Origin of the sequence: Ruegeria sp. (genome assembly GCF_965199275.1) — a bacterium.
Lineage (GTDB): Bacteria > Pseudomonadota > Alphaproteobacteria > Rhodobacterales > Rhodobacteraceae > Ruegeria.
Window position 1 is genome coordinate 101310 of the sequence record NZ_CBDAQX010000023.1, and the last position, 18691, is coordinate 120000.

Here is an 18691-nt window from a genome sequence, read left to right on the forward strand (position 1 = left end):
CGCCTGATTCACTCTGCCGCAGTTGGCCGCCGCGTCTCGACAGGTTTGACCTTCCGCCAGTCCAGACCAGAAAAAAGCGCCTCAAACTGTGCTCTGTTCAGCGTCATCACCCCATCGCGAATAGCAGGCCAGACGAAGTCTGTATCTTCCAGACGCTTATAAGCCATAACCAGACCTGACCCATCCCAAAAAACCAGCTTCAGCCGATCCGTTCGCTTCGCGCGAAATACGAACACCGTCCCGCTGAACGGGTCTTCCCGCAGAACCGACTGCACCAGAGCACATAAGCCATCATGACCCTTGCGAAAATCCACCGGCTGTGTGCTGACCAGAATGCGCAACTTCTGTGCAGGGAAAATCATTCAACAACCCCAACCGCTCGGGCAATCTCGGCAATTCGCTGTGCCGATGTATCGGTGCCCAAATTGATCGACACCCCGCGGAAAACGATCTCGACCTTTTCCGCTGGTGACGATGGCGGGCGAACCTGCGGCTGAACACTTGCCTCATCACCGTCACAAAGAACCACGGGCGCAAACTCAACATGTTCATCAGGCTCCGGAGCTGGAAGCACCAGTTTCCCATCTTTTGCCAGACAACGCCATTCCGACAATCGGTTCGCATTGACCCCGAATTTACCAGCCACAGCTTTTACCGTCGCCCCCGGCTTCAAAGTCTCGGCAACAATGTATGCCTTCGCATCATGCGACCATCGGCGACGGCCATCAACTTGATACTCAACGCCCAACGAGCGGAGGAACTCCGTCATCGACTCCATGGAGAAAATCCTTATCCCTGTTACGATAAGGAAAATCTGACAGCGCAGGGGCTAGCGCGCGAGGCAAAAAATGGGTGAGCACCTCGTTACGCTTACAGTTTGCTGATGAGATGGAAGAGTAATCGTCCACCAGACTCTGCGAACGGCAGATAACCGAGTTCGTCTATAATCACGAGGTCGACGCGGATCAGCTGCTCGCTGAGCCGCCCGGCGTTGCCTTCGCGATGTTCAGCCTCCAGCTTGTTCGCGAGATCCACAGCGCTGAAGAACCTGACCCGCCGGCGGTTATTGACCGCGTGGCCCCCGATCGCTGTTGCGAGATGCGTTTTGCCCGATCCGGTTCCACCGACCAGCACGCCATTCCTGGCCTGGTCCATAAAATCGCCGTCATGAAGATTGCGCACGACTTCCTCGTTGACGGGGCTGACCGTGAAGTCGAACTCAGGTAAGGACTTGCAGACCGGGAACTTTGCGGCACCCATCTGATACCGGATCGAGCGCGCAGTCTTTTCGGCCAGTTCGGCCGTGAGGAGTTCGGCCACGACCTGTTGGGGCCGCCAGTTGTTTTTGGCTGCGGCCTGCATCACTTCGTCAAAGCAGTTGACGATGCCTGGCAACTTCAGTTGACGGGCAAGTTCGAGAATTTCCTTACGCAGTTGCATGGGAGCCTCCAAGCCTGTCATAGCGAGCGCAATCCGCGATCGGTGCCATTTTCAGCTGCAGGTGGGCAGGCGGCTCAATCGCCTTTGGCGGCGGGGGATTGGTGCGCCGAGAGACAATGTTCAGGATCGCATCGGCCTTGCGCAGGCCAGATTTTAGAGCTTCTTCGCAGGCAGCCTCGACCACATCAATGTCGTGCTGGTAAGCAGCGAAAAGAATATCGGCAAGTTGCCGGTCTCCGTCGGATGTGCCCCGCAGATGGGTCCAGATCTGCGTCATTGCCGGTGGTAGGTCCCAGTCACGGAACGGTGCTCCATTGCGCAGAGCGCCAGGCTTGCGCTTGAGGACGGGCACATAGTGCCAAGGGTTGAAGATCGTTTTTCCTCGGCCGAAGCACCGTTCGTGCTCTCCGACAATCTCACCGTCTTGGCGCAGGACAATCCGCGTGGCGTAGACCTGCAACTGGACCTGACGTCCAACAGCTCTTGCCTCAACGCTGTATTTGTTTCTTTCGAAGTTGATCAGGCAGGTTCGGCTCACGGCGACCGTCTTTTCACGGAACCCGACGAAGGGCTTCTGCAGATGCGTCAGCAGCGGCTTTTCCTGCTGGAACTCCTCCCAGACCGTCACCTCCAGGTTTTCCGGATGCCGCAGTTCTTTTGCGCGTTTGATCGCGTCTTTTTGCAGCCGGGCATTCAATTCATCGAAGTCGGCCACCTCCAGACGCGGTGTAAAACTATAGGCGCGGCTCTCCTTGACCAGATTCTCAACCTGACCCTTCTCCCAACCGGCCGCGCGCGTACAGGCGATCGGGTTCACCAGATGATGAGAACACATCCGGGAGAATGCCTTGTTGAACTTTCTTTCCTTGCCCGACAGGATCGCATCGACGGCGGTCGTCATGTTATCGTAGATCCCGTTGATGCAGCCTCCACCAAAGAATTTGAAGGCCTCGTCGTGGGCATCAAAGACCATCTCCTGCGTCTCGCGCGGATAGGCAATGGAGAATGGCATGCGGCTATGGCAAAGTTTGAAATGGGCAACCTTCACGGTCGTGAGTGCACCGTCCATCAAAACCGTCTCCACACTCCAGTCGAACTGGTACGCCTCCCCAGGATCAAAGATCAGCGGGATGAACGCCTGCGCCTGTTGTCGGCCGTGCGCAATGCGCCAATTCTTTGTGTAGCGTCGAACACTGTCATACCCGCCGCCAAAACCATCATCGGAGAGTTCCTTCCAGATTTTGGTCATCCGCTTGCGGTGTTTCTTCGGAAGCGCCTCGTTCTCCTCAAGCGTTTCATCCAGACGCGCGCGCCAAGGCCCGAGCACCGGGTATGGCTGCGATTTGCGCTCATATTTGAACTCCGTCACTCCCGATCGGATTATCTTTCGAACCGTTGCACGGCTCAAATTGAGCGAACGGCAAATTTCCTTGATGCTCTTTTTTTCGATCAGGTGTAAGCGACGCACTTTTCTAATAGTTTCCACGCAAATCATCCCGCTTGCCTCTCCATCGACTGCTCAATGAAAAGGATGTCTACAACCATAGGGAGGGGTCAAATTTGGACGCCGATTTCCCCGCTTAGGGGGTCAAAATTGCACGCTTTTCTACAACGTCGAGGCCAGCGGTCGACCGCGTGTCGCCACGGGTTAACCCCCTTCGGAACCCGAAAGGGACCAAGCGTCATTCAGCCGCGTCGCGTTTGGGTAGGACCCAATCGGGGCGCGGGAAGTGGCAGGTATAGCCGTTTGGAATGCGTTCCAGATAATCCTGATGTTCGGGTTCGGCGTCCCAGAAGTCACCCACGGGTTCAAGTTCGGTGACGACCTTGCCGGGCCACAATCCACTGGCGTTCACATCCGCGATTGTGTCCAGAGCCACCTGCTTTTGCGCGTCATCCACATAATAGATCGCTGAACGGTAGCTCATTCCAAGATCATTGCCCTGACGATTCGGTGTCGTCGGGTCGTGGATCTGAAAGAAGAACTCCAGCAGATCGCGATAGGTGATATGAGAGGGATCAAAGAAAATCTCGATCCCTTCGGCATGGGTTCCGTGGTTGCGATAAGTGGCGTTTGGCACGTCGCCGCCGGTATATCCGACACGCGTGCGGGAGACGCCGGGCAGTTTGCGGATCAAATCCTGCATGCCCCAAAAGCAGCCACCGGCCAGAACAGCGCGTTCGATACTCATTGGATGTCCTCCACATGGATCAGGTATTCACCGTAACCTTCGTCCTCCATCTCGTCGCGATGGATGAACCGCAGTGCGGCAGAGTTAATGCAATAGCGCAGACCACCATGTTCGCGCGGGCCGTCCGGGAAGACGTGGCCAAGGTGACTGTCGCCATGTTTCGAGCGGACCTCGGTGCGGATCATGCCATGGGTGGTGTCGCGAAACTCTTCCACATGTTCATGGATGATTGGCTTCGTGAAACTGGGCCAGCCGCAGCCGGATTCGTATTTGTGCGTCGAGGCAAATAGCGGCTCGCCCGATACGATATCCACGTAGATGCCGGGCTCTTTATTGCCCAGATATGCGCCGGTTCCGGGGCGTTCGGTGCCGCTGCGCTGGGTGACGTGAAACGCCTCGGGGGACAGAGCGGCAACGACCGCGGGGTCCTTGGTGTAGCGGGACATGGCTCCTCCGATCAATTGGAATGGTTGAGTAGTATTTGGGCATAAAATTTCGGAAATCAAAATCATATTTCAAACGCCTCGCGCGCATGTGCGGTTGATCCGGAAGCGGGTTTTTACCGTATCCTTAATACCAAGGAGGTTTTGCCATGTTTCGTGTGTTGCTGCTGAGCGTTCTTTTGTTGATCGGCCGTGCTGTGCAAGCGGCGCCTTTGACAGCCGAGTTTGCTTCGATCGACGGGGGTGTCTTGTCCCTAGAGGCATGGCGCGGTCAGCCGGTTCTGGTGGTCAATACCGCATCGCAATGCGGCTTCACCGGTCAATACGCGGATTTGCAGAAGATGCATGAAACCTATGGCAAACGCGGTTTGGTGGTGCTTGCGGTCCCATCGGATTCCTTCAATCAGGAATTGGAAACGGCAAGCGAAGTCAAAGCCTTCTGTGAGATGAACTACGGCCTGACACTGCCGATGGCTGATATCACGCCAGTCAAGGGGCCAAAGGCGCATGCGTTCTACAAGGCCGTTGCGGACCAAACCGGTTTTGTGCCGCAGTGGAACTTCAACAAAATTCTGCTGAATCCAGAAGGTGAGGTTGCGGCTACTTTTGGTTCAGGCGTCAAGCCGACATCGCCGAAGCTGACCCGTCAGGTCGAGGCGCTGCTACCCTGACCAGGCTGACGCGACAGTTACACCGCCAGAATGCCCAGCGTCGTGATCAAAACACCCAGCGCATCCAGCGGCCCCAGCTTCTCACCCAGCAGAACGGCGGCAATGGCGACACCGAACACGGGGTTGAGAAAGTGGAACGTCGCCGCGCGGGTCGCCCCGATCCGGTTGAGCAGCATGAACCAGATCAACGTCGCCAGAAGACCGGGGAACAGCGTTGTGTAGCTGAACGCCAGAACCAGCGGCACTGTCAGATGTATGCGGATCGTTTCGAAAATCGGGGCTGCGACAAACAGAACCGCAGCACCCACGAACATCTGCAGTCCGACCACCATCATGAAATTGCCGCCCGACGTGGCCCCGCGCACGGAGAGAGTCGCGAAGGTCAGGGCGAGGGCTGCGATTCCACAAAGGGCCACTCCGAACAGATCGACACCTGCGCCGATGCGGTTGCCCATGATGAGGGCAACGCCAACAAATCCAGCCAGTAGCCCTACAATCCCCAAGGGGCGCAAACGCTCACCCAGGAATGCCCAGCCCGCCAGTGCAACAAGCAGCGGCATGGTGGATGCGATTATCGCCGCGACCGAGGCCTCGACAGTTTGCATCGCATAGAAATTCAGACCCAAATAAAGGGCATTTTGGCAAACTCCGAACAGTATGGTTGCGCGCCACTGCTCACGTGTGAGGTGCTAGGATTGGCCCATGGCCCGCGCGATCGCGACGCCGATGATGCCGGAAATCAAAAAGCGCAACGCCAGCGAAAACAGAGGCGATGCATCCGCAACGATGATCCGAGCCGACGTAAAAGCCGACGACCAGATCAGGGCAAAGGTCAGCCCCATTGCGATGGCGCGCAGATCCATTTCCATCTCCTTGGGTGGGCGGTGTGCCTTTCTTAAACACCTCTTCCTGCAAGAAAAAGGGGCCACCTTCCGGCAGCCCCGCATTCTGTCAACATGACGTCGCGGCTTAGCCGTTCACGCTGTCTTTCAGAGCTTTTGCAATGGTCATCTTCACAACCTTGTCGGCTTCTTTGGTGAAGGTCTCACCAGTGGCCGGGTTGCGAACCTGACGCTCGGGGCGTTCGCGGCAGTAGATTTTGCCAACGCCGGGAAGGGTTACTGCGCCACCGGCCGAAACTTCGCGGGTGATCAGGCCGGTCACAGCCTCCAGCGCCGCGTTCGCGGATTTCTTGTCGGTTCCCATTTCCTCAGCGAGAGCAGCCACCAGCTGAGTCTTTGTCATAGGCTTTGCCATTTCTTGGTCTCCTTAACGTGCCCGATCTATAGGGCCTCACCGCGTAACTGTAACGGGATATTGTGGGCGAACACAACGAATAGTAGCGCGGAAAACCCTAAAAATATGGGGAAAACGTTGCTTTTTTACGTCAGAGGAAGGCCGTTTCGTCAAATGAACGCAATTTCCGGCTGTGCAAGCGTTCCAAAGGCATACCGCGCAGATGCTCCATCGCCTTTATTCCGATCGCCAGATGGCGGCTGACCTGAGTTGTATAGAAGGACGACGCCATGCCGGGAAGCTTCAATTCACCATGCAGCGGTTTGTCGGAGACGCACAGCAAAGTTCCGTAGGGGACCTTGAATCTGTAGCCATTTGCAGCAATCGTGGCGCTTTCCATATCCAGCGCAATTGCTCGGGATTGGCTAAGCCGCTGCACCGGGCCGGATTGATCGCGCAGCTCCCAATTGCGGTTGTCGACCGAGGCGACAGTGCCCGTCCGCATGATCCGCTTCAGCTCATACCCTTCAAGTTCGGTGACCTCGGCCACGGCGCGTTCCAGCGCCACTTGAATCTCCGCCAGAGGTGGGATCGGGACCCAGACCGGCAGGTCATCGTCCAGAACCTTATCTTCGCGTAGATAGGCATGGGCCAGGACGAAATCGCCCAAGGCTTGCGTATTGCGCAGACCGGCGCAGTGCCCGACCATCAACCAGGCATGCGGGCGTAGAACCGCAATATGGTCGGTGGCAGTTTTGGCGTTGGACGGCCCAACGCCGATATTGACCAGAGTAATGCCGGATCCATCCGCCCGTTTTAGGTGATAGGTCGGCATCTGAGGCAGCTTCATAGGCTGCTCCAGCGGCGCATCTGCCTCGGTGATCTCGATATTCCCGGTCGAGACAAAGCTGGTGTACCCGCTATCTGGGTCGGCGAGTTGTTCACGCGCGTAGTTTTCGAACTCGGATACGTAGAACTGGTAGTTGGTGAACAGAACATGGTTCTGGAAATGCCCCGCATCTGTCGCGGTATAGTGTGCCAGCCGCGCCAGAGAGTAATCGACGCGCTGGGCGGTGAACAAAGCAAGCGGTCCGACCTCGGTATGATCATGCACGCCATTGACGATGTCGTCATTGGTTGTTGTGAGATCGGGCACGTCGAACACATCGCGCAAGGTGAAACCCGCAGCACCTTGATGCGGCACCACTAGATCTGGGTTGTTGGCGACTGCAAAATGAACCGGAATCGGCGTATCTGATGCTCCGATGGTCACCGGCTGGTCGTGGTTCTTAATCAGCAACGCGATCTGCTGCGTCAGGTACGAGCGGAACAGGTCAGGCCGCGTCACGGTGGTTGCATGGATGCCAGGTTCCGAGACATGCCCGAAACTCAGTCGGCTATCGACCTGCGCGTAGCTTGAGGTCTTGATGCGAATTTCCGGGTAATAGGCTCTAATACGGGCCGAAGGGGCCCCATCCTGCATGGCCGCCGAGAAGCCCTCGCATAAGAAATCCGTGGCTTGATTGTAGAGAAGTTCAAGCCGCGCGACGGCAGCCTCGGGGTCGGTGAAGTCTTCCGCAGCAGGTGTGTCAGGTGTTTTTATTATTGTCATGCCAGAGGTTCCAGAAGGTCTATCTTTTCAAACGTGCGGACATCCACCAGCCCAAGATCCGAGATCCGCAATTCGGGGATCACAACGAGGGCCAGCAGAGAGTGTTGCATATATGCGTTGTTTAGTTGACAGCCGCAGGCCTCCATCGCCTCGACCATCTTTTGGGCTTTGGCCGCGACCTCGGCAGCAGGGCTGTCGGACATCAGGCCAGCGATAGGCAGTTCCACCAGCGCCAGTTCCTGACCGTCCCGGAACAGGGTGATACCACCACCGACCTCGGCCAGACGGTTGGCGGCTAGCGCCATCTGTGTGCGGTCGGTGCCGACGACGATCATGTGGTGGCTGTCATGGGCCACGGTTGAGGCCATCGCCATGTTGCCCTGATAGCCAAAGCCCGAGACGAACGCGTTCGTGACCCCTCCGGTGGCGCGATGGCGTTCCACCAGCGCGATCTGACAGACCTCGCCCTCCCCCTCGACCAGACCACCGATGATCGGCAATTCGGCCTTCAGCGCCTTGGTCGGGGCCTGGTTTTCGACAACACCGATGACGTTGGCTTGAACCCGGTTCGCGCCTGCAGGGGCCTGGATTTCAAAGTCGCTTTCCGTCAGCTCATGTCCCAGATGCACCGTATTGCGCGCATTTTCCGGCCAGTTCAGATGCGGGCATTCGGTAGTGATGGTACCGTTCTCAGCGACCACCTGCCCACGCGCAATGACCGTCTCGATCGGCAAATCGGTCAAGTCCGAGCTGAGGATGATATCCGCGCGCCGCCCCGGCGTGACCGAGCCTATCTCGCGCTCCAGCCCGAAATGCGTTGCTGTGTTGATCGTGGCCATTTGTAACGCGACCAAAGGCTCACACCCACAGGCGATGGCATGGCGCACCACTCGGTTCATATGGCCCTCATTGACCAAGGTGCCAGAGTGGCAATCGTCGGTACACAAAATGAAGTTTCGCGGGTCCAGACCTTTCTCAGTGACAGCCGTGATCTGGGTCTCCACATCGTACCAGGCAGACCCCAGCCGCATCATCGAGCGCATCCCCTGCCGAACCCGTGCAATGGCGTCAGCCTCACAGGTGCCTTCATGGTCATCCGCCGGTCCACCAGCAACATAAGCGGAAAAATCAGACCCTAAATCAGGCGAAGCATAGTGTCCGCCGACCGTTTTTCCGGCCCGTTGAGTGGCTGCGATCTCAGCCAACATCTTCGGATCGCCGTTGATCACACCTGGGAAATTCATCATCTCACCCAGCCCGATGATACCCGGCCAGCTCATCGCCTGCGCCACATCCTCGGGCGAGATTTCATAGCCGGTGGTCTCCAATCCCGGGGCCGATGGCGCGCAGGAGGGCATCTGAGTGAAGATATTCACCGGTTGCATCATTGCCTCATCATGCATCATGCGCACGCCGTCGAGGCCCAGCACATTTGCGATCTCGTGTGGGTCGGTAAACATCGAGGTCGTGCCATGCGGGATCACGGCCCGCGCGAATTCAGCCGGTGTCAGCATCCCCGATTCGATGTGCATATGCGCGTCGCACAGGCCGGGCAGAATGTACCGCCCGTTGGCGTCAATGATCTGCGTGTCGGGACCGATACAGTGGCTGGCATCAGGCCCGACAAAGGCAATCCGCCCTTCAGCGATGGCGACGGAGTGATCGGGCAGCAGCTCTCGGCTGTGAACATTGACCCAGATACCACCGCGGATCACCATATCCGCGGGTTCGCGACCTGCGGCAACGGCGATTAAACGGGGGGCGACATCGGGCCAACTTGGGAAGGGTGTGTATTCCATGGCTCAACTTTCCCGAATGTGTTGTCAGGTGCAACCCCGGTAATCCCGTATCATGAAATCATCACAAATCTCGTCCGCAGCGCGCCAGCGCTGCCCGGCCCAACCAGAGAAGCTGCCCCGAAAAGGGGCCGCGACGATGGGTGGGAGAAACCCCCTCACCCGATCTCGCGCCGTATCCAATTGGCAAAGGCCACCGCGCCAGGCGTTTCCTCGGCCTGGGGGGAAAGCAACAGGTAATACGCCTCGGGCATCTCTGCGCGATGCTCAAAAGGGGCCACCAGCAAGCCCTGCTCAATCAACCGGTCTGCGATCGTATCATGCGCGAGGCACAAGCCGCCCCCAGCCATCGCCGCTGACAAACAAACCAGATAGGTCGTGGCGTAAGTGATGTTCGGTTTTCCCCATATTAGAGCCTGATCATCCGCCCAACTGGCCCAATTCGAAAGCAGGTTTGAGCAATCATACAAAGGCTTTTCCTGCAGCGTTTCCAGGTCGACACTGAAACCAGGCGCACAGACGGGATAGTAGTGTTCACGTCGCAGCAACTCAGTCCGGACCGTATCGGCGGGCCTGAGGGAAAAGCGAATCTCGACCGCAGCACCTTCGGCCATTTCCTGTGGCTCCCAGAGCTCTGTGAAGATGTTTAATTGCACATCCGGATGCTCAGCCCGAAAGGCCGGCAGGCGCGGGGCCAGCCAGTTCACGGCAAAGGTTATGTTGCACTGAACCTGAACCGCGTTTTGCTGAGCGCCCGTTACGGCCTGTGTGCCACGCACCAGCGTTCGAAATGCCTCTCGCACGACTGGCAGGTAAGTGATTCCAGCCTGGGTCAGTTCCAGCGCCTTGGGGCGTCGTAAGAACAAGGGTTGGCCCAGATGACCCTCGAGCGACTTGATCTGCTGGCTTACAGCGCTTTGCGTCATGTTCAGATCGCGGGCGGCGCCGGTGAATGACAGATGGCGTGCCGCCGCCTCGAATGTGCGCAGCCAGCCCAGAGGAGGCAGGGAATTCTGCATCTTCATAACCTCACCATAAGTTCTACTAATGAGATAGATGCGTTTTTTTCGTTGGTCAAACTCAAGGACCCAAGGCAGGCTTTGTTCAAACCAATTGCCCTAAGGAGCGTTCCCATGAGTGTCGCCAATCTTCGCCCCAATATCGACCATTGGTCCGAGCGTGTGGACATGGCCGCGACGTTCCGCTGGACCGAGCGTCTGAACCTGCACGAGGCCGTTGCCAACCATTTCAGCCTTGCAGTGAACGAGGACGGCACGCAGTTCCTGATGAATCCCAATCAAATGTATTTCGGGCGAATCCGGGCCTCGGACCTGTTGTTGCTGGATGCCAATGATCCGGATGTCATGAGCCAACCAGGCGCGCCGGACCCGACCGCTTGGGGGCTTCACGGGTCGATCCATCGCCACTGCCCGCATGCACGGTGTGTCATGCATGTGCATTCGATCTTTGCCACTGTGCTGGCATCGCTGGCGGACAGCAACATGCCCCCTATCGACCAGAACACGGCCACTTTCTACAACCGTTATGTGATTGATGAGGAATTCGGTGGTCTGGCGTTTGAGAGCGAGGGGGAACGCTGCGCCTCAATGCTGTCGGACCCGAAAAAGAAGGTCATGATCATGGGCAACCATGGTGTTCTGATCATCGGCAGCGACCCGGCAGATGCCTTTAATAGACTCTATTATTTCGAGCGCGCCGCCGAAACCTACATTCGTGCGCTGCAAACGGGCCAACCGTTGCGCGTGCTATCCGATGAGATCGCCGAGAAGACTGCGCAAGAGCTGGATGACTACCCCGATCAAGCCGAGGCGCATCTTCGTGAGATCAAAGCCCTGCTCGACGCCGAAGGCTCGGACTACGCAACCTGACCAAATAGACAGAAGTGACTGCCATGACCGACACCGCTCAGGACCCGGAAGCCGCCCGCTGGAACTATCACCCCGAAGGACCGGTGGGTTTGAACCCGCTTTTCACTTGGCCGCCCCGCCCGGCGGCGGTTGTAAAATGGTATGGCGGGGCTTGGTTGCAGATCACCTCGCTGACCCTGTGCATGACACTGGCCGTGATCGCCTATGTCCTGTTCTTCCCCGGATTGGACGCAATGAAGAGCTTTTCGGCGGGGTGGATGTTCCGGATTTGGCTGCTGAATATGGTGCCTCAGATTCTGGTCGCAGGCGGTTTGCATTGGTGGCTTTACATGCGCAAAGGGCAGGGCATGTACAAAAAGTTCGATCGCCGTGATCTGACCCGGGACAACGGCAGTTTCACCTTTCGCAATCAGGTCCTCGACAACATTTGGTGGACCTTGGGCAGCGCGATGACAGTGGCGACCGTTTATCAATGGGTGATCTTTTGGGCGATGGCGAATGGTTATGTGCCAACCGTGACATGGTCCAGCGCGCCGGTTTGGTTTGTCCTTTGGATGTTGCTGATTCCTATGTGGTCGGGCCTACACTTCTATTGGGTGCACCGGTTGGAGCATCATCCGAAGCTCTACAAACATGTCCACGCGGTGCATCATCGCAACGTCAATATCGGGCCCTGGTCGGGTATCTCAAACCATTGGTATGAGAACATCCTCTACTTCACGACCTATTTCATTCACCTGATCATCCCATCGCACCCGCTGCACCTTCTGTTCCATACCTACTTTCAGCAGATCAGCCCGGTTCTGTCCCATTCCGGTTTCGAAAAGCTGCGGGCGAAAGAGACAGATGCTGCCCGGGCAGGTGATTTTTTCCATCAGCTGCATCATCGCTATTTTGAGTGTAACTATGGCACCTCGGAAATCCCGTTCGACAAGTGGTTCGGCACCTATCACGACGGTTCGGCCGAGGCGACGACGCGCACGCGGGCGTTCAAGAAACAGATGTACACCTAGCGTTTCAGGTCAAAGACCTGATCAGGTCCTTTCGAACAGGGCGACATAGGCCGTGTCGTCCTTGTTCGGACCGACGGCGAGATCTCCGTAGATGCGGACCTCGGGCAGGGACAGGTTGATGATCTGACCCTGCTCAAGCTGCCTGAAGGCGCCGGCAAAGCCTAGTTTTTCATAGTGTTTGGCGTTGATTGAAACGGCAAATTGCGCACCGGGGCGTGCGACGCGGAGCAAGGCGGGCAGGACCTCGGGGCCCAGATGGCCATGGGTGAACGTGCCAGAGGACACGATACCCGAATAGCTGTGGCGCGGCACCGGGATGCCTTGGGTCAGGTCGGCCTCGATCGCGTCGCGATAGGTGTCCTTGCGCATGGCCTGATCCAGCATTTCGGCGCTGATATCCGTGGCGTCGATTGGCCCAACGCCCAGATCGGCCAGAACCGCACCGCACAGGCCAGTGCCTGCACCGACATCCAGCACCGGGCCTTGCCCTCCAGCCCGCACAAAGGCGCGGGCGGTGTGGATATGCAGCTGATAATCCTCGCGCGCGGCAAAACCGTCATCATAATCGCCCGCCCACTCGGCATAGAGGCGCTTGTTGTCGTCGGGAGAGTTCAGCGCATAGGCCGCGTGCAGGTCTGGGGTTTTCTCGCTCATGCCTAAAAGAAAGGCGCATCGCGAGATTCGAATCAAGTGAGTCGACGTGGCGCTTGCATCCCCGGTCTGCTCGGATCATCTAGAGGGCATGACGAACACACTGTTTTCCTTTGGTCACGGATACTCTGCCCAAGCCCTGTCGCGCCGCCTGACGCCCGAGGGTTGGCGCGTTGTTGGCACCACGCGGGATGCCGAGGGTACTGACGCTATTCGCGCCTCCGGCGCTGAGCCGTTGATCTGGCCTGGAGAAGTGCCGGATCTGGATGGGGTCTCGCATCTGCTGATCTCGACCGCACCGAAGGAGGATGGCGATCCGGTTCTGGCAGCGCTGGGGACAGAGATCGCCGCGCGCGCGGAGCAGTTCAAATGGGTTGGATATCTGTCGACCACCGCGATCTATGGCGATCATCAGGGCAACTGGGTGGATGAGACCACGCCACCTGCGCCGACAGCCAAACGCGGGCGCTGGCGATTGCAGGCCGAGGAGCAATGGTCGGCCATTCCTAACCTGCCGATCCATATCTTCAGGCTCGCCGGTATTTACGGCCCCGGTCGCGGACCGTTCTCCAAGCTCAAGGGCGGTGGGACCCGGCGGATTATCAAACCGGGTCAGGTGTTTTCGCGTATCCATGTGGAGGATATCGCGCAGGTTCTCGCAGCCTCAATGGCGGCCCCGAATCCCGGCGCTGTTTATAATGTTTGCGATGATGAGCCGGTGCCGCCGCAGGATGTGATCGGCTACGCAGCCGAACTGCAGGGCCTGCCGCTACCTCCCGCCGTTCCGTTTGAAGAGGCCGAAATGACGCCGATGGCACGCAGTTTCTACAGCGAGAATAAGCGGGTTCGAAACAACCGGATCAAGGATGAGCTTGGGGTCAAGCTGCTCTACCCCAACTACCGGGTTGGACTTGAGGCCCTGATGAAGGTCACTGAGCAGCCTTGATCATGTCAGCCGCTTTCTCGGCAATCATGATCGTCGGCGCATTGGTGTTGCCCGAGATCAGAGTTGGCATGATCGAAGCATCGACGACCCGCAACCCTTCGATCCCGTGAACCTTTAGCTCTGGGTCGACCACAGCCATCTCATCCAGCCCCATCTTGCAGGTGCCTACCGGGTGATAGATCGTATCGGCGCGGGCGCGGATATGGCGTTCCCAATCCGCGTCGGTTTCGGCGGTTTCAGTCCCGAACATCTCTTTGTGCTGGTAACTGGCAAGGGCGGGGGCCTGCATGATATCGCGCATCATCCGCGCACCTTTGATCATGGTTTGCAGATCGCGGTCATCGGACAGAAAATTGGGATCAATGGCGGGCGCGGCAAAGGGATCGGCGCTGTGCAGGCCAACTGTGCCGCGGCTTTCGGGCCTTAGCTTGCAGATGTGGCAACTATAGCCATGACCATAGTGTAGCTTGCGGGCGTGATCATCGACCAGGGCAATGGCGAAATGGAGCTGAATATCGGGGCGATCAAGCTCAGGAGAGGTCTTCAAGAACGCAGCCCCTTCGGCAAACGGAGTCGAGGCCATCGACGACCCGGTTTTGCGCCAGCGCAACAGGTGCCCCATCAGGCGCACGCCTGCCGTCAGGCCGATGCCAAAATTGTCGGTGTCCTTGGTCTTGTAGGCCAGAATGAAATCCAGATGATCTTGCAGGTTCTTACCAACGCCGGGCAGGTCATGCAGGACTGCGATTCCGTGTCGGTGCAACTCTTCCCCGTCGCCGATACCGGACAGCTGCAAAATTTGCGGAGATTGCAGCGCGCCTGCACAGATCAATACCTCTCGTCTGGCCGAGACCGAGATATCTTCGCCTTTTGCTCTCTTCTTATAGATCACTCCAGTCGCGCGTTTGCCATCGAAGGTCAGTTCTTTGGCATGGGCATGGGTGATGACGGTCAGGTTTGAACGATCCATGACCGGATGCACATAGGCTGCGGCGGCTGAACATCTTTCCCCGTTGCGGATCGGGTCATGGAATTGCGTCACCTGATAGAGGCCGACGCCCTCGTTATCGCCGCGATTGAAATCCTCGACGCGGCGGTGCTGCATTTGGCTGGTGGCATCAATGAAGGCATGGGTGATTGGGCGCGGCTCTTTCTGATCCGACACCTGCAGGGGGCCGCTATCGCCATGTAGGTCATCTGCGCCCTGCTCGTTGTTTTCCGAGCGTTTGAAGTAAGGCAGAACGCTGTCCCAATCCCAACCGGTGCAGCTCAGATCGGCCCAACCGTCATAGTCCTGCCGCTGCCCGCGTATATATAGCATGGCATTGATCGCGCTGGAGCCTCCCAAGGCTTTGCCGCGCGGCTGATATCCTTTCCGCCCGTTCAGGCCCGGTTGCGGGACTGTCTCGAACGCCCAATTGCTGATCTTGGGGCGTCCGGGAAGCGTCGACACTACGGCGGCGGGCATACGGATGGCGATATGTTTTCCGGGACCACCGGCCTCAAGCAGGCAGACGCTGATGTTCGGGTCCTCGCTCAGGCGACCGGCCAGAACCGATCCGGCCGAGCCTCCGCCGACGATCACATAGTCAAACTCCATCCTGCTGTCCTTATGTCCTGCTCGGGGTCCTTGGCCGCTTGTTCGAGCCAGACTGAAAGCGAACAGGGAAGAAGACAATCTGCCTGTGGGGGTTGTGACCCAAGGTTACGAGTCGGAGGATCTGTGAGTTATAGGATTTGGTTATGGTTATTATGAGAAAACAAAACTTATCTCTATGTCTTTGGTTTGCTAGATTTCCCTCGACACAAGGGCGCAGAGTCGCCCTGATGAATGGGGGCTGCGCCAATTTCGGCGGGCGACCCTTGAAATCCATCAGGGCTACATCTTTCTGTAATCTTGTTCGTTACAGTTAATACCGCGCTGAGCCGCAAGACCTGAGCCAGGATTGGAGATCGATATGGACGGAAGTGATAACCCCAAAGCAGGCGGTTGCCCTGTGATGCATGGCGCTGGCACGCGGTCGAACCGCGACTGGTGGCCCAACCAGCTGAAGCTTTCGATCCTGCATCAACATGCACCGGCATCGAATCCGATGGGCTCAGATTTCGACTATGCGGAAGAGTTCAAGAAGCTGGACTACAAAGCGCTGAAAGAAGACCTCTATGCGCTGATGACGGATTCGCAGGACTGGTGGCCGGCGGATTACGGTCACTATGGTGGCTTCTTCATCCGCATGGCGTGGCACAGTGCAGGTACGTACCGGACGGCAGACGGTCGTGGCGGCGCCTCGACCGGCAACCAGCGTTTTGCTCCGTTGAACAGCTGGCCGGATAACGGCAATCTCGACAAAGCGCGTCGCCTGTTGTGGCCGATCAAGCAGAAATACGGCAACCAGATTTCCTGGGCCGACCTGATGATTCTGGCGGGCAACTGCGCCATCGAGTCGATGGGCGGCAAGACCTTTGGTTTCGCAGGTGGCCGCGAAGACATCTGGGGCCCAGAGGAAGACATCTATTGGGGTTCGGAAACCGAATGGCTGGCCCCAACGGACAACCCACATAGCCGTTACTCGGGCGAGCGTGATCTGGAAAACCCACTGGCCGCCGTGCAGATGGGTCTGATCTACGTGAACCCAGAAGGTCCAGACGGACAGCCTGACGCGCTGGCCTCGGGCCGCGACATCCGTGACACCTTTGGTCGTATGGCGATGAATGACGAGGAAACCGTCGCTCTGGTCGCAGGTGGCCATACCTTTGGTAAGGCGCATGGTGCGGGTGATCCCGATCTGGTTGGTCCCGATCCAGAGGCCGCTCCGATTGAAGAGATGGGGTTTGGCTGGATTAACAAGTTTGGCTCGGGCAAGGGTGACGACACAACCACCTCGGGGATCGAGGGCGCTTGGACGGCCAACCCAACTAAGTGGGACAATGGTTACTTCGACCTGTTGTTCGGCTATGACTGGAACCTGACTAAAAGCCCCTCGGGCGCGTGGATTTGGGAGCCGGTGAATGTCAAAGAAGAAGATATGGCCCCGCAGGCGCATGATCCGTCGAAGAAGGTCAAAACCATGATGACCACCGCCGACATGGCAATGCGCATGGATCCGATCTATGGCCCGATCTCGAAACGCTTCCACGAGAACCCGGACGAGTTCGCCGATGCCTTCGCCCGCGCATGGTTCAAGCTGACTCACCGCGACATGGGTCCGCGCTCGGCTTACATTGGCGAAGAAGCCCCCGCTGAGGAGCTGATTTGGCAGGACAACGTCCCTGCTGTCGATCACGATCTGGTGGATGATGCGGATGTGGCCGACCTGAAAGCCAAGATCGCGGCCACCGGTCTGTCTGTGTCCGAATTGGTTTCAACTGCATGGGCCTCGGCTTCGACTTACCGTGGGTCGGACAAGCGGGGCGGTGCCAATGGTGCCCGTATCCGTCTTGCGCCACAGAAAGACTGGGACGTCAACGAACCTATGAAGCTGTCCAAGGCGCTGGGCGCGTTGGAAGGCGTTCAGGCCGCGTTTAACGAGGCTCAATCTGGTGGCAAGAAAGTGTCCTTGGCCGATGTGATCGTTCTGGCCGGTGCTGTTGGTATCGAACAGGCGGCCAAAGCAGGCGGTCAGGATGTTGAAGTTCCGTTCACCCCGGGCCGGACCGACGCGTCGCAAGATCAGACCGATGTGGACAGCTTTGCAGTTATGGAGCCAATCGCAGATGGGTTCCGTAATTACCAGAAGGCCGACTATACCGTCTCGCCCGAAGAGCTGTTAGTCGACCGGGCGCAGCTGCTGACACTGTCAGCCCCGGAGATGACGGCCCTTGTTGGCGGTCTGCGCGTCTTGGGTGCGAATTTCGGCGACAGCAAGCACGGTGTGTTCACAGATCGCGTCGGGGTTCTGAGCAACGACTTCTTCACCAACATTCTGGACATGAGCACCGAATGGAAGCCGTCGGGTAAAGGCGTCTATGAAGGTCGTGATCGTTCCAGCGGTGCGGTCAAATGGACGGGCACCCGTGTCGATCTGGTCTTCGGTTCGAACTCGCAACTGCGGGCATTGGCCGAGGTGTATGGTCAGGCAGATGCCGAGGGCAAATTCGTCTGTGACTTCGTGTCGGCCTGGAACAAGGTGATGAACGTGGATCGTTTTGATTTGAAGTGATTGCCTACACCGCTCACGAAAAAGCGGCGTCCGAGGAGACTCGGGCGGCGTTTTTGTTGGCCTGTCCTGAACGCATACCAAGCATTGGGTACGATTCAGGTGTTTGGCTGTTCGTTGTCAGCTACCCGTGGGGATATAGGCGGAAAAACCGCCAGTAAAATGAAGCTAACCTGTTGCTTTTATTAAGGTAGGAAACTTTCTGCCGAGAAATTTGAAGTTTTTGCAAAATGGGGGTTGCAGGTCCCAGACCTAATCCGTAAATACCCCTTCACCGGCGCTGCTGAGGCGCTGGGGCGCTGCTGAGGCGGCGGGGACGCTCAGGATAGACTGGGGGCATCTGAGGTTGAGTTTTAGGCGGGCGCGCTGAGGGATTGGCGCAACGGTCTGGTTTTTGGCTCTGGGTGTTTGTTCTTTGACATTGATGGATAACTGAAGAGATATGTGGGCGGTTTGGTTCGTTTCGACGGATTGAATGTCTGTATATCGCGCTGGTAGGTTTCTCGAGTGATCGGGGCGGATGATCCAGTGTCAGCTTCACTGTTTGTTCGGTACTTTGGTTTCTATGAAGCTGAAGCACAGACAAACAGATGACTTTTGGTTGCACCCTGCCTAGCCGGGTAGGGGTATTGCCTAATCGCGCTC

Annotated in this window: 17 protein-coding genes and 1 pseudogene; 5 read left to right on the top strand and 13 right to left on the bottom strand. The window is 57.6% G+C overall.

Annotated features, from left to right (window positions below; translation table 11 throughout):
* Positions 1 to 8: 8 nt before the first annotated feature.
* From tnpB to msrB, 6 genes are all read right to left on the bottom strand, one after another.
* Positions 9 to 362, bottom strand: a complete 354-nt coding sequence (gene tnpB, locus ACOERD_RS23160; protein ID WP_419737608.1) for an IS66 family insertion sequence element accessory protein TnpB — start codon at positions 360 to 362, stop codon at positions 9 to 11.
* Complete coding sequence (gene tnpA / locus ACOERD_RS23165; protein ID WP_419737609.1) at positions 359 to 769, bottom strand: IS66-like element accessory protein TnpA; 411 nt, start codon at positions 767 to 769, stop codon at positions 359 to 361. Before tnpA ends, tnpB begins: the two co-directional genes overlap by 4 nt.
* Positions 770 to 870: 101 nt before the next feature.
* Positions 871 to 1440: an ATP-binding protein gene (locus tag ACOERD_RS23170; protein WP_419740630.1), complete on the bottom strand. Its 570-nt coding sequence runs from the start codon at positions 1438 to 1440 to the stop codon at positions 871 to 873.
* Entirely contained in the window at positions 1427 to 2935 is a 1509-nt protein-coding gene (istA, locus tag ACOERD_RS23175; RefSeq protein WP_419737605.1) for an IS21 family transposase, read from the bottom strand. Before istA ends, ACOERD_RS23170 begins: the two co-directional genes overlap by 14 nt.
* A 187-nt stretch (positions 2936 to 3122) precedes the next feature.
* Complete coding sequence (gene msrA, locus ACOERD_RS23180) at positions 3123 to 3632, bottom strand: peptide-methionine (S)-S-oxide reductase MsrA (protein WP_170380154.1); 510 nt, start codon at positions 3630 to 3632, stop codon at positions 3123 to 3125.
* Positions 3629 to 4078: a peptide-methionine (R)-S-oxide reductase MsrB gene (gene msrB / locus ACOERD_RS23185; protein WP_170380153.1), complete on the bottom strand. Its 450-nt coding sequence runs from the start codon at positions 4076 to 4078 to the stop codon at positions 3629 to 3631. Before msrB ends, msrA begins: the two co-directional genes overlap by 4 nt.
* 146 nt (positions 4079 to 4224) lie before the next feature.
* Between msrB and ACOERD_RS23190 the strand changes: the two genes are divergently transcribed.
* Positions 4225 to 4746, top strand: coding sequence for a glutathione peroxidase (locus ACOERD_RS23190; RefSeq protein ID WP_170380152.1), 522 nt, complete (start codon positions 4225 to 4227; stop codon positions 4744 to 4746).
* Between the two features lie 17 nt (positions 4747 to 4763).
* Here ACOERD_RS23190 and ACOERD_RS23195 read toward each other — a convergent pair.
* From ACOERD_RS23195 to ACOERD_RS23215, 5 genes and pseudogenes are all read right to left on the bottom strand, one after another.
* Positions 4764 to 5609, bottom strand: a pseudogene (locus ACOERD_RS23195) (DMT family transporter).
* Positions 5610 to 5715: 106 nt separating this feature from the next.
* Positions 5716 to 6003, bottom strand: coding sequence for an HU family DNA-binding protein (locus ACOERD_RS23200; RefSeq protein WP_050605937.1), 288 nt, complete (start codon positions 6001 to 6003; stop codon positions 5716 to 5718).
* A gap of 130 nt (positions 6004 to 6133) precedes the next feature.
* On the bottom strand, positions 6134 to 7594 hold the full coding sequence (locus tag ACOERD_RS23205) for an AMP nucleosidase (RefSeq protein WP_419740631.1): 1461 nt from the start codon (positions 7592 to 7594) through the stop codon (positions 6134 to 6136).
* Positions 7591 to 9393 carry an adenine deaminase gene (gene ade / locus ACOERD_RS23210; RefSeq protein WP_419740632.1) on the bottom strand — a complete coding sequence of 601 codons (1803 nt, stop codon included), beginning with the start codon at positions 9391 to 9393 and terminating at the stop codon, positions 7591 to 7593. The genes ACOERD_RS23205 and ade overlap by 4 nt, the downstream gene beginning before the upstream one ends.
* A gap of 155 nt (positions 9394 to 9548) precedes the next feature.
* Entirely contained in the window at positions 9549 to 10409 is an 861-nt protein-coding gene (locus ACOERD_RS23215; RefSeq protein WP_419740833.1) for a LysR family transcriptional regulator, read from the bottom strand.
* A gap of 114 nt (positions 10410 to 10523) precedes the next feature.
* Here ACOERD_RS23215 and ACOERD_RS23220 point away from each other — a divergent pair, with 114 nt between their 5' ends.
* On the top strand, positions 10524 to 11279 hold the full coding sequence (locus tag ACOERD_RS23220) for a class II aldolase and adducin N-terminal domain-containing protein (protein ID WP_170380147.1): 756 nt from the start codon (positions 10524 to 10526) through the stop codon (positions 11277 to 11279).
* Positions 11280 to 11302: 23 nt separating this feature from the next.
* Entirely contained in the window at positions 11303 to 12292 is a 990-nt protein-coding gene (locus ACOERD_RS23225) for a sterol desaturase family protein (protein ID WP_419740633.1), read from the top strand.
* Between the two features lie 21 nt (positions 12293 to 12313).
* Here the strand turns inward: ACOERD_RS23225 and ACOERD_RS23230 are convergent, their stop codons facing one another.
* Positions 12314 to 12946, bottom strand: coding sequence for a class I SAM-dependent DNA methyltransferase (locus ACOERD_RS23230; RefSeq protein WP_419740634.1), 633 nt, complete (start codon positions 12944 to 12946; stop codon positions 12314 to 12316).
* An 88-nt stretch (positions 12947 to 13034) separates the two neighbouring features.
* Between ACOERD_RS23230 and ACOERD_RS23235 the strand changes: the two genes are divergently transcribed.
* Positions 13035 to 13889, top strand: a complete 855-nt coding sequence (locus ACOERD_RS23235; protein WP_419740635.1) for an SDR family oxidoreductase — start codon at positions 13035 to 13037, stop codon at positions 13887 to 13889.
* On the opposite strand, the gene ACOERD_RS23240 is transcribed toward ACOERD_RS23235, so the two are convergent.
* A complete protein-coding gene (locus ACOERD_RS23240; RefSeq protein ID WP_419740636.1) occupies positions 13873 to 15489 on the bottom strand; it encodes a GMC family oxidoreductase in 1617 nt (538 codons plus the stop codon). The two genes, ACOERD_RS23235 and ACOERD_RS23240, sit on opposite strands and share 17 nt — an antisense overlap.
* 358 nt (positions 15490 to 15847) lie before the next feature.
* On the opposite strand from ACOERD_RS23240, the gene katG reads away from it, so the two are divergent.
* Positions 15848 to 18049: a catalase/peroxidase HPI gene (gene katG, locus ACOERD_RS23245; protein ID WP_419740637.1), complete on the top strand. Its 2202-nt coding sequence runs from the start codon at positions 15848 to 15850 to the stop codon at positions 18047 to 18049.
* Positions 18050 to 18691 lie beyond the last annotated feature (642 nt).

Excerpts from the sequence above, each read along its gene's own strand:
- istA (WP_419737605.1), bottom strand. The coding sequence starts at position 2,935 with ATGATTTGCGTGGAAACTATTAGAAAAGTGCGTCGCTTACACCTGATC.
- ACOERD_RS23240 (WP_419740636.1), bottom strand. The coding sequence starts at position 15,489 with ATGGAGTTTGACTATGTGATCGTCGGCGGAGGCTCGGCCGGATCGGTT.
- katG (WP_419740637.1), top strand. The coding sequence starts at position 15,848 with ATGGACGGAAGTGATAACCCCAAAGCAGGCGGTTGCCCTGTGATGCAT.
- ACOERD_RS23235 (WP_419740635.1), top strand. The coding sequence starts at position 13,035 with ATGACGAACACACTGTTTTCCTTTGGTCACGGATACTCTGCCCAAGCC.
- ACOERD_RS23200 (WP_050605937.1), bottom strand. The coding sequence starts at position 6,003 with ATGGCAAAGCCTATGACAAAGACTCAGCTGGTGGCTGCTCTCGCTGAG.
- tnpA (WP_419737609.1), bottom strand. The coding sequence starts at position 769 with ATGACGGAGTTCCTCCGCTCGTTGGGCGTTGAGTATCAAGTTGATGGC.
- ACOERD_RS23225 (WP_419740633.1), top strand. The coding sequence starts at position 11,303 with ATGACCGACACCGCTCAGGACCCGGAAGCCGCCCGCTGGAACTATCAC.
- ACOERD_RS23205 (WP_419740631.1), bottom strand. The coding sequence starts at position 7,594 with ATGACAATAATAAAAACACCTGACACACCTGCTGCGGAAGACTTCACC.
- ACOERD_RS23190 (WP_170380152.1), top strand. The coding sequence starts at position 4,225 with ATGTTTCGTGTGTTGCTGCTGAGCGTTCTTTTGTTGATCGGCCGTGCT.
- tnpB (WP_419737608.1), bottom strand. The coding sequence starts at position 362 with ATGATTTTCCCTGCACAGAAGTTGCGCATTCTGGTCAGCACACAGCCG.
- ACOERD_RS23220 (WP_170380147.1), top strand. The coding sequence starts at position 10,524 with ATGAGTGTCGCCAATCTTCGCCCCAATATCGACCATTGGTCCGAGCGT.
- msrA (WP_170380154.1), bottom strand. The coding sequence starts at position 3,632 with ATGAGTATCGAACGCGCTGTTCTGGCCGGTGGCTGCTTTTGGGGCATG.
- ACOERD_RS23170 (WP_419740630.1), bottom strand. The coding sequence starts at position 1,440 with ATGCAACTGCGTAAGGAAATTCTCGAACTTGCCCGTCAACTGAAGTTG.
- ade (WP_419740632.1), bottom strand. The coding sequence starts at position 9,393 with ATGGAATACACACCCTTCCCAAGTTGGCCCGATGTCGCCCCCCGTTTA.
- ACOERD_RS23230 (WP_419740634.1), bottom strand. The coding sequence starts at position 12,946 with ATGAGCGAGAAAACCCCAGACCTGCACGCGGCCTATGCGCTGAACTCT.
- msrB (WP_170380153.1), bottom strand. The coding sequence starts at position 4,078 with ATGTCCCGCTACACCAAGGACCCCGCGGTCGTTGCCGCTCTGTCCCCC.
- ACOERD_RS23215 (WP_419740833.1), bottom strand. The coding sequence starts at position 10,409 with ATGCAGAATTCCCTGCCTCCTCTGGGCTGGCTGCGCACATTCGAGGCG.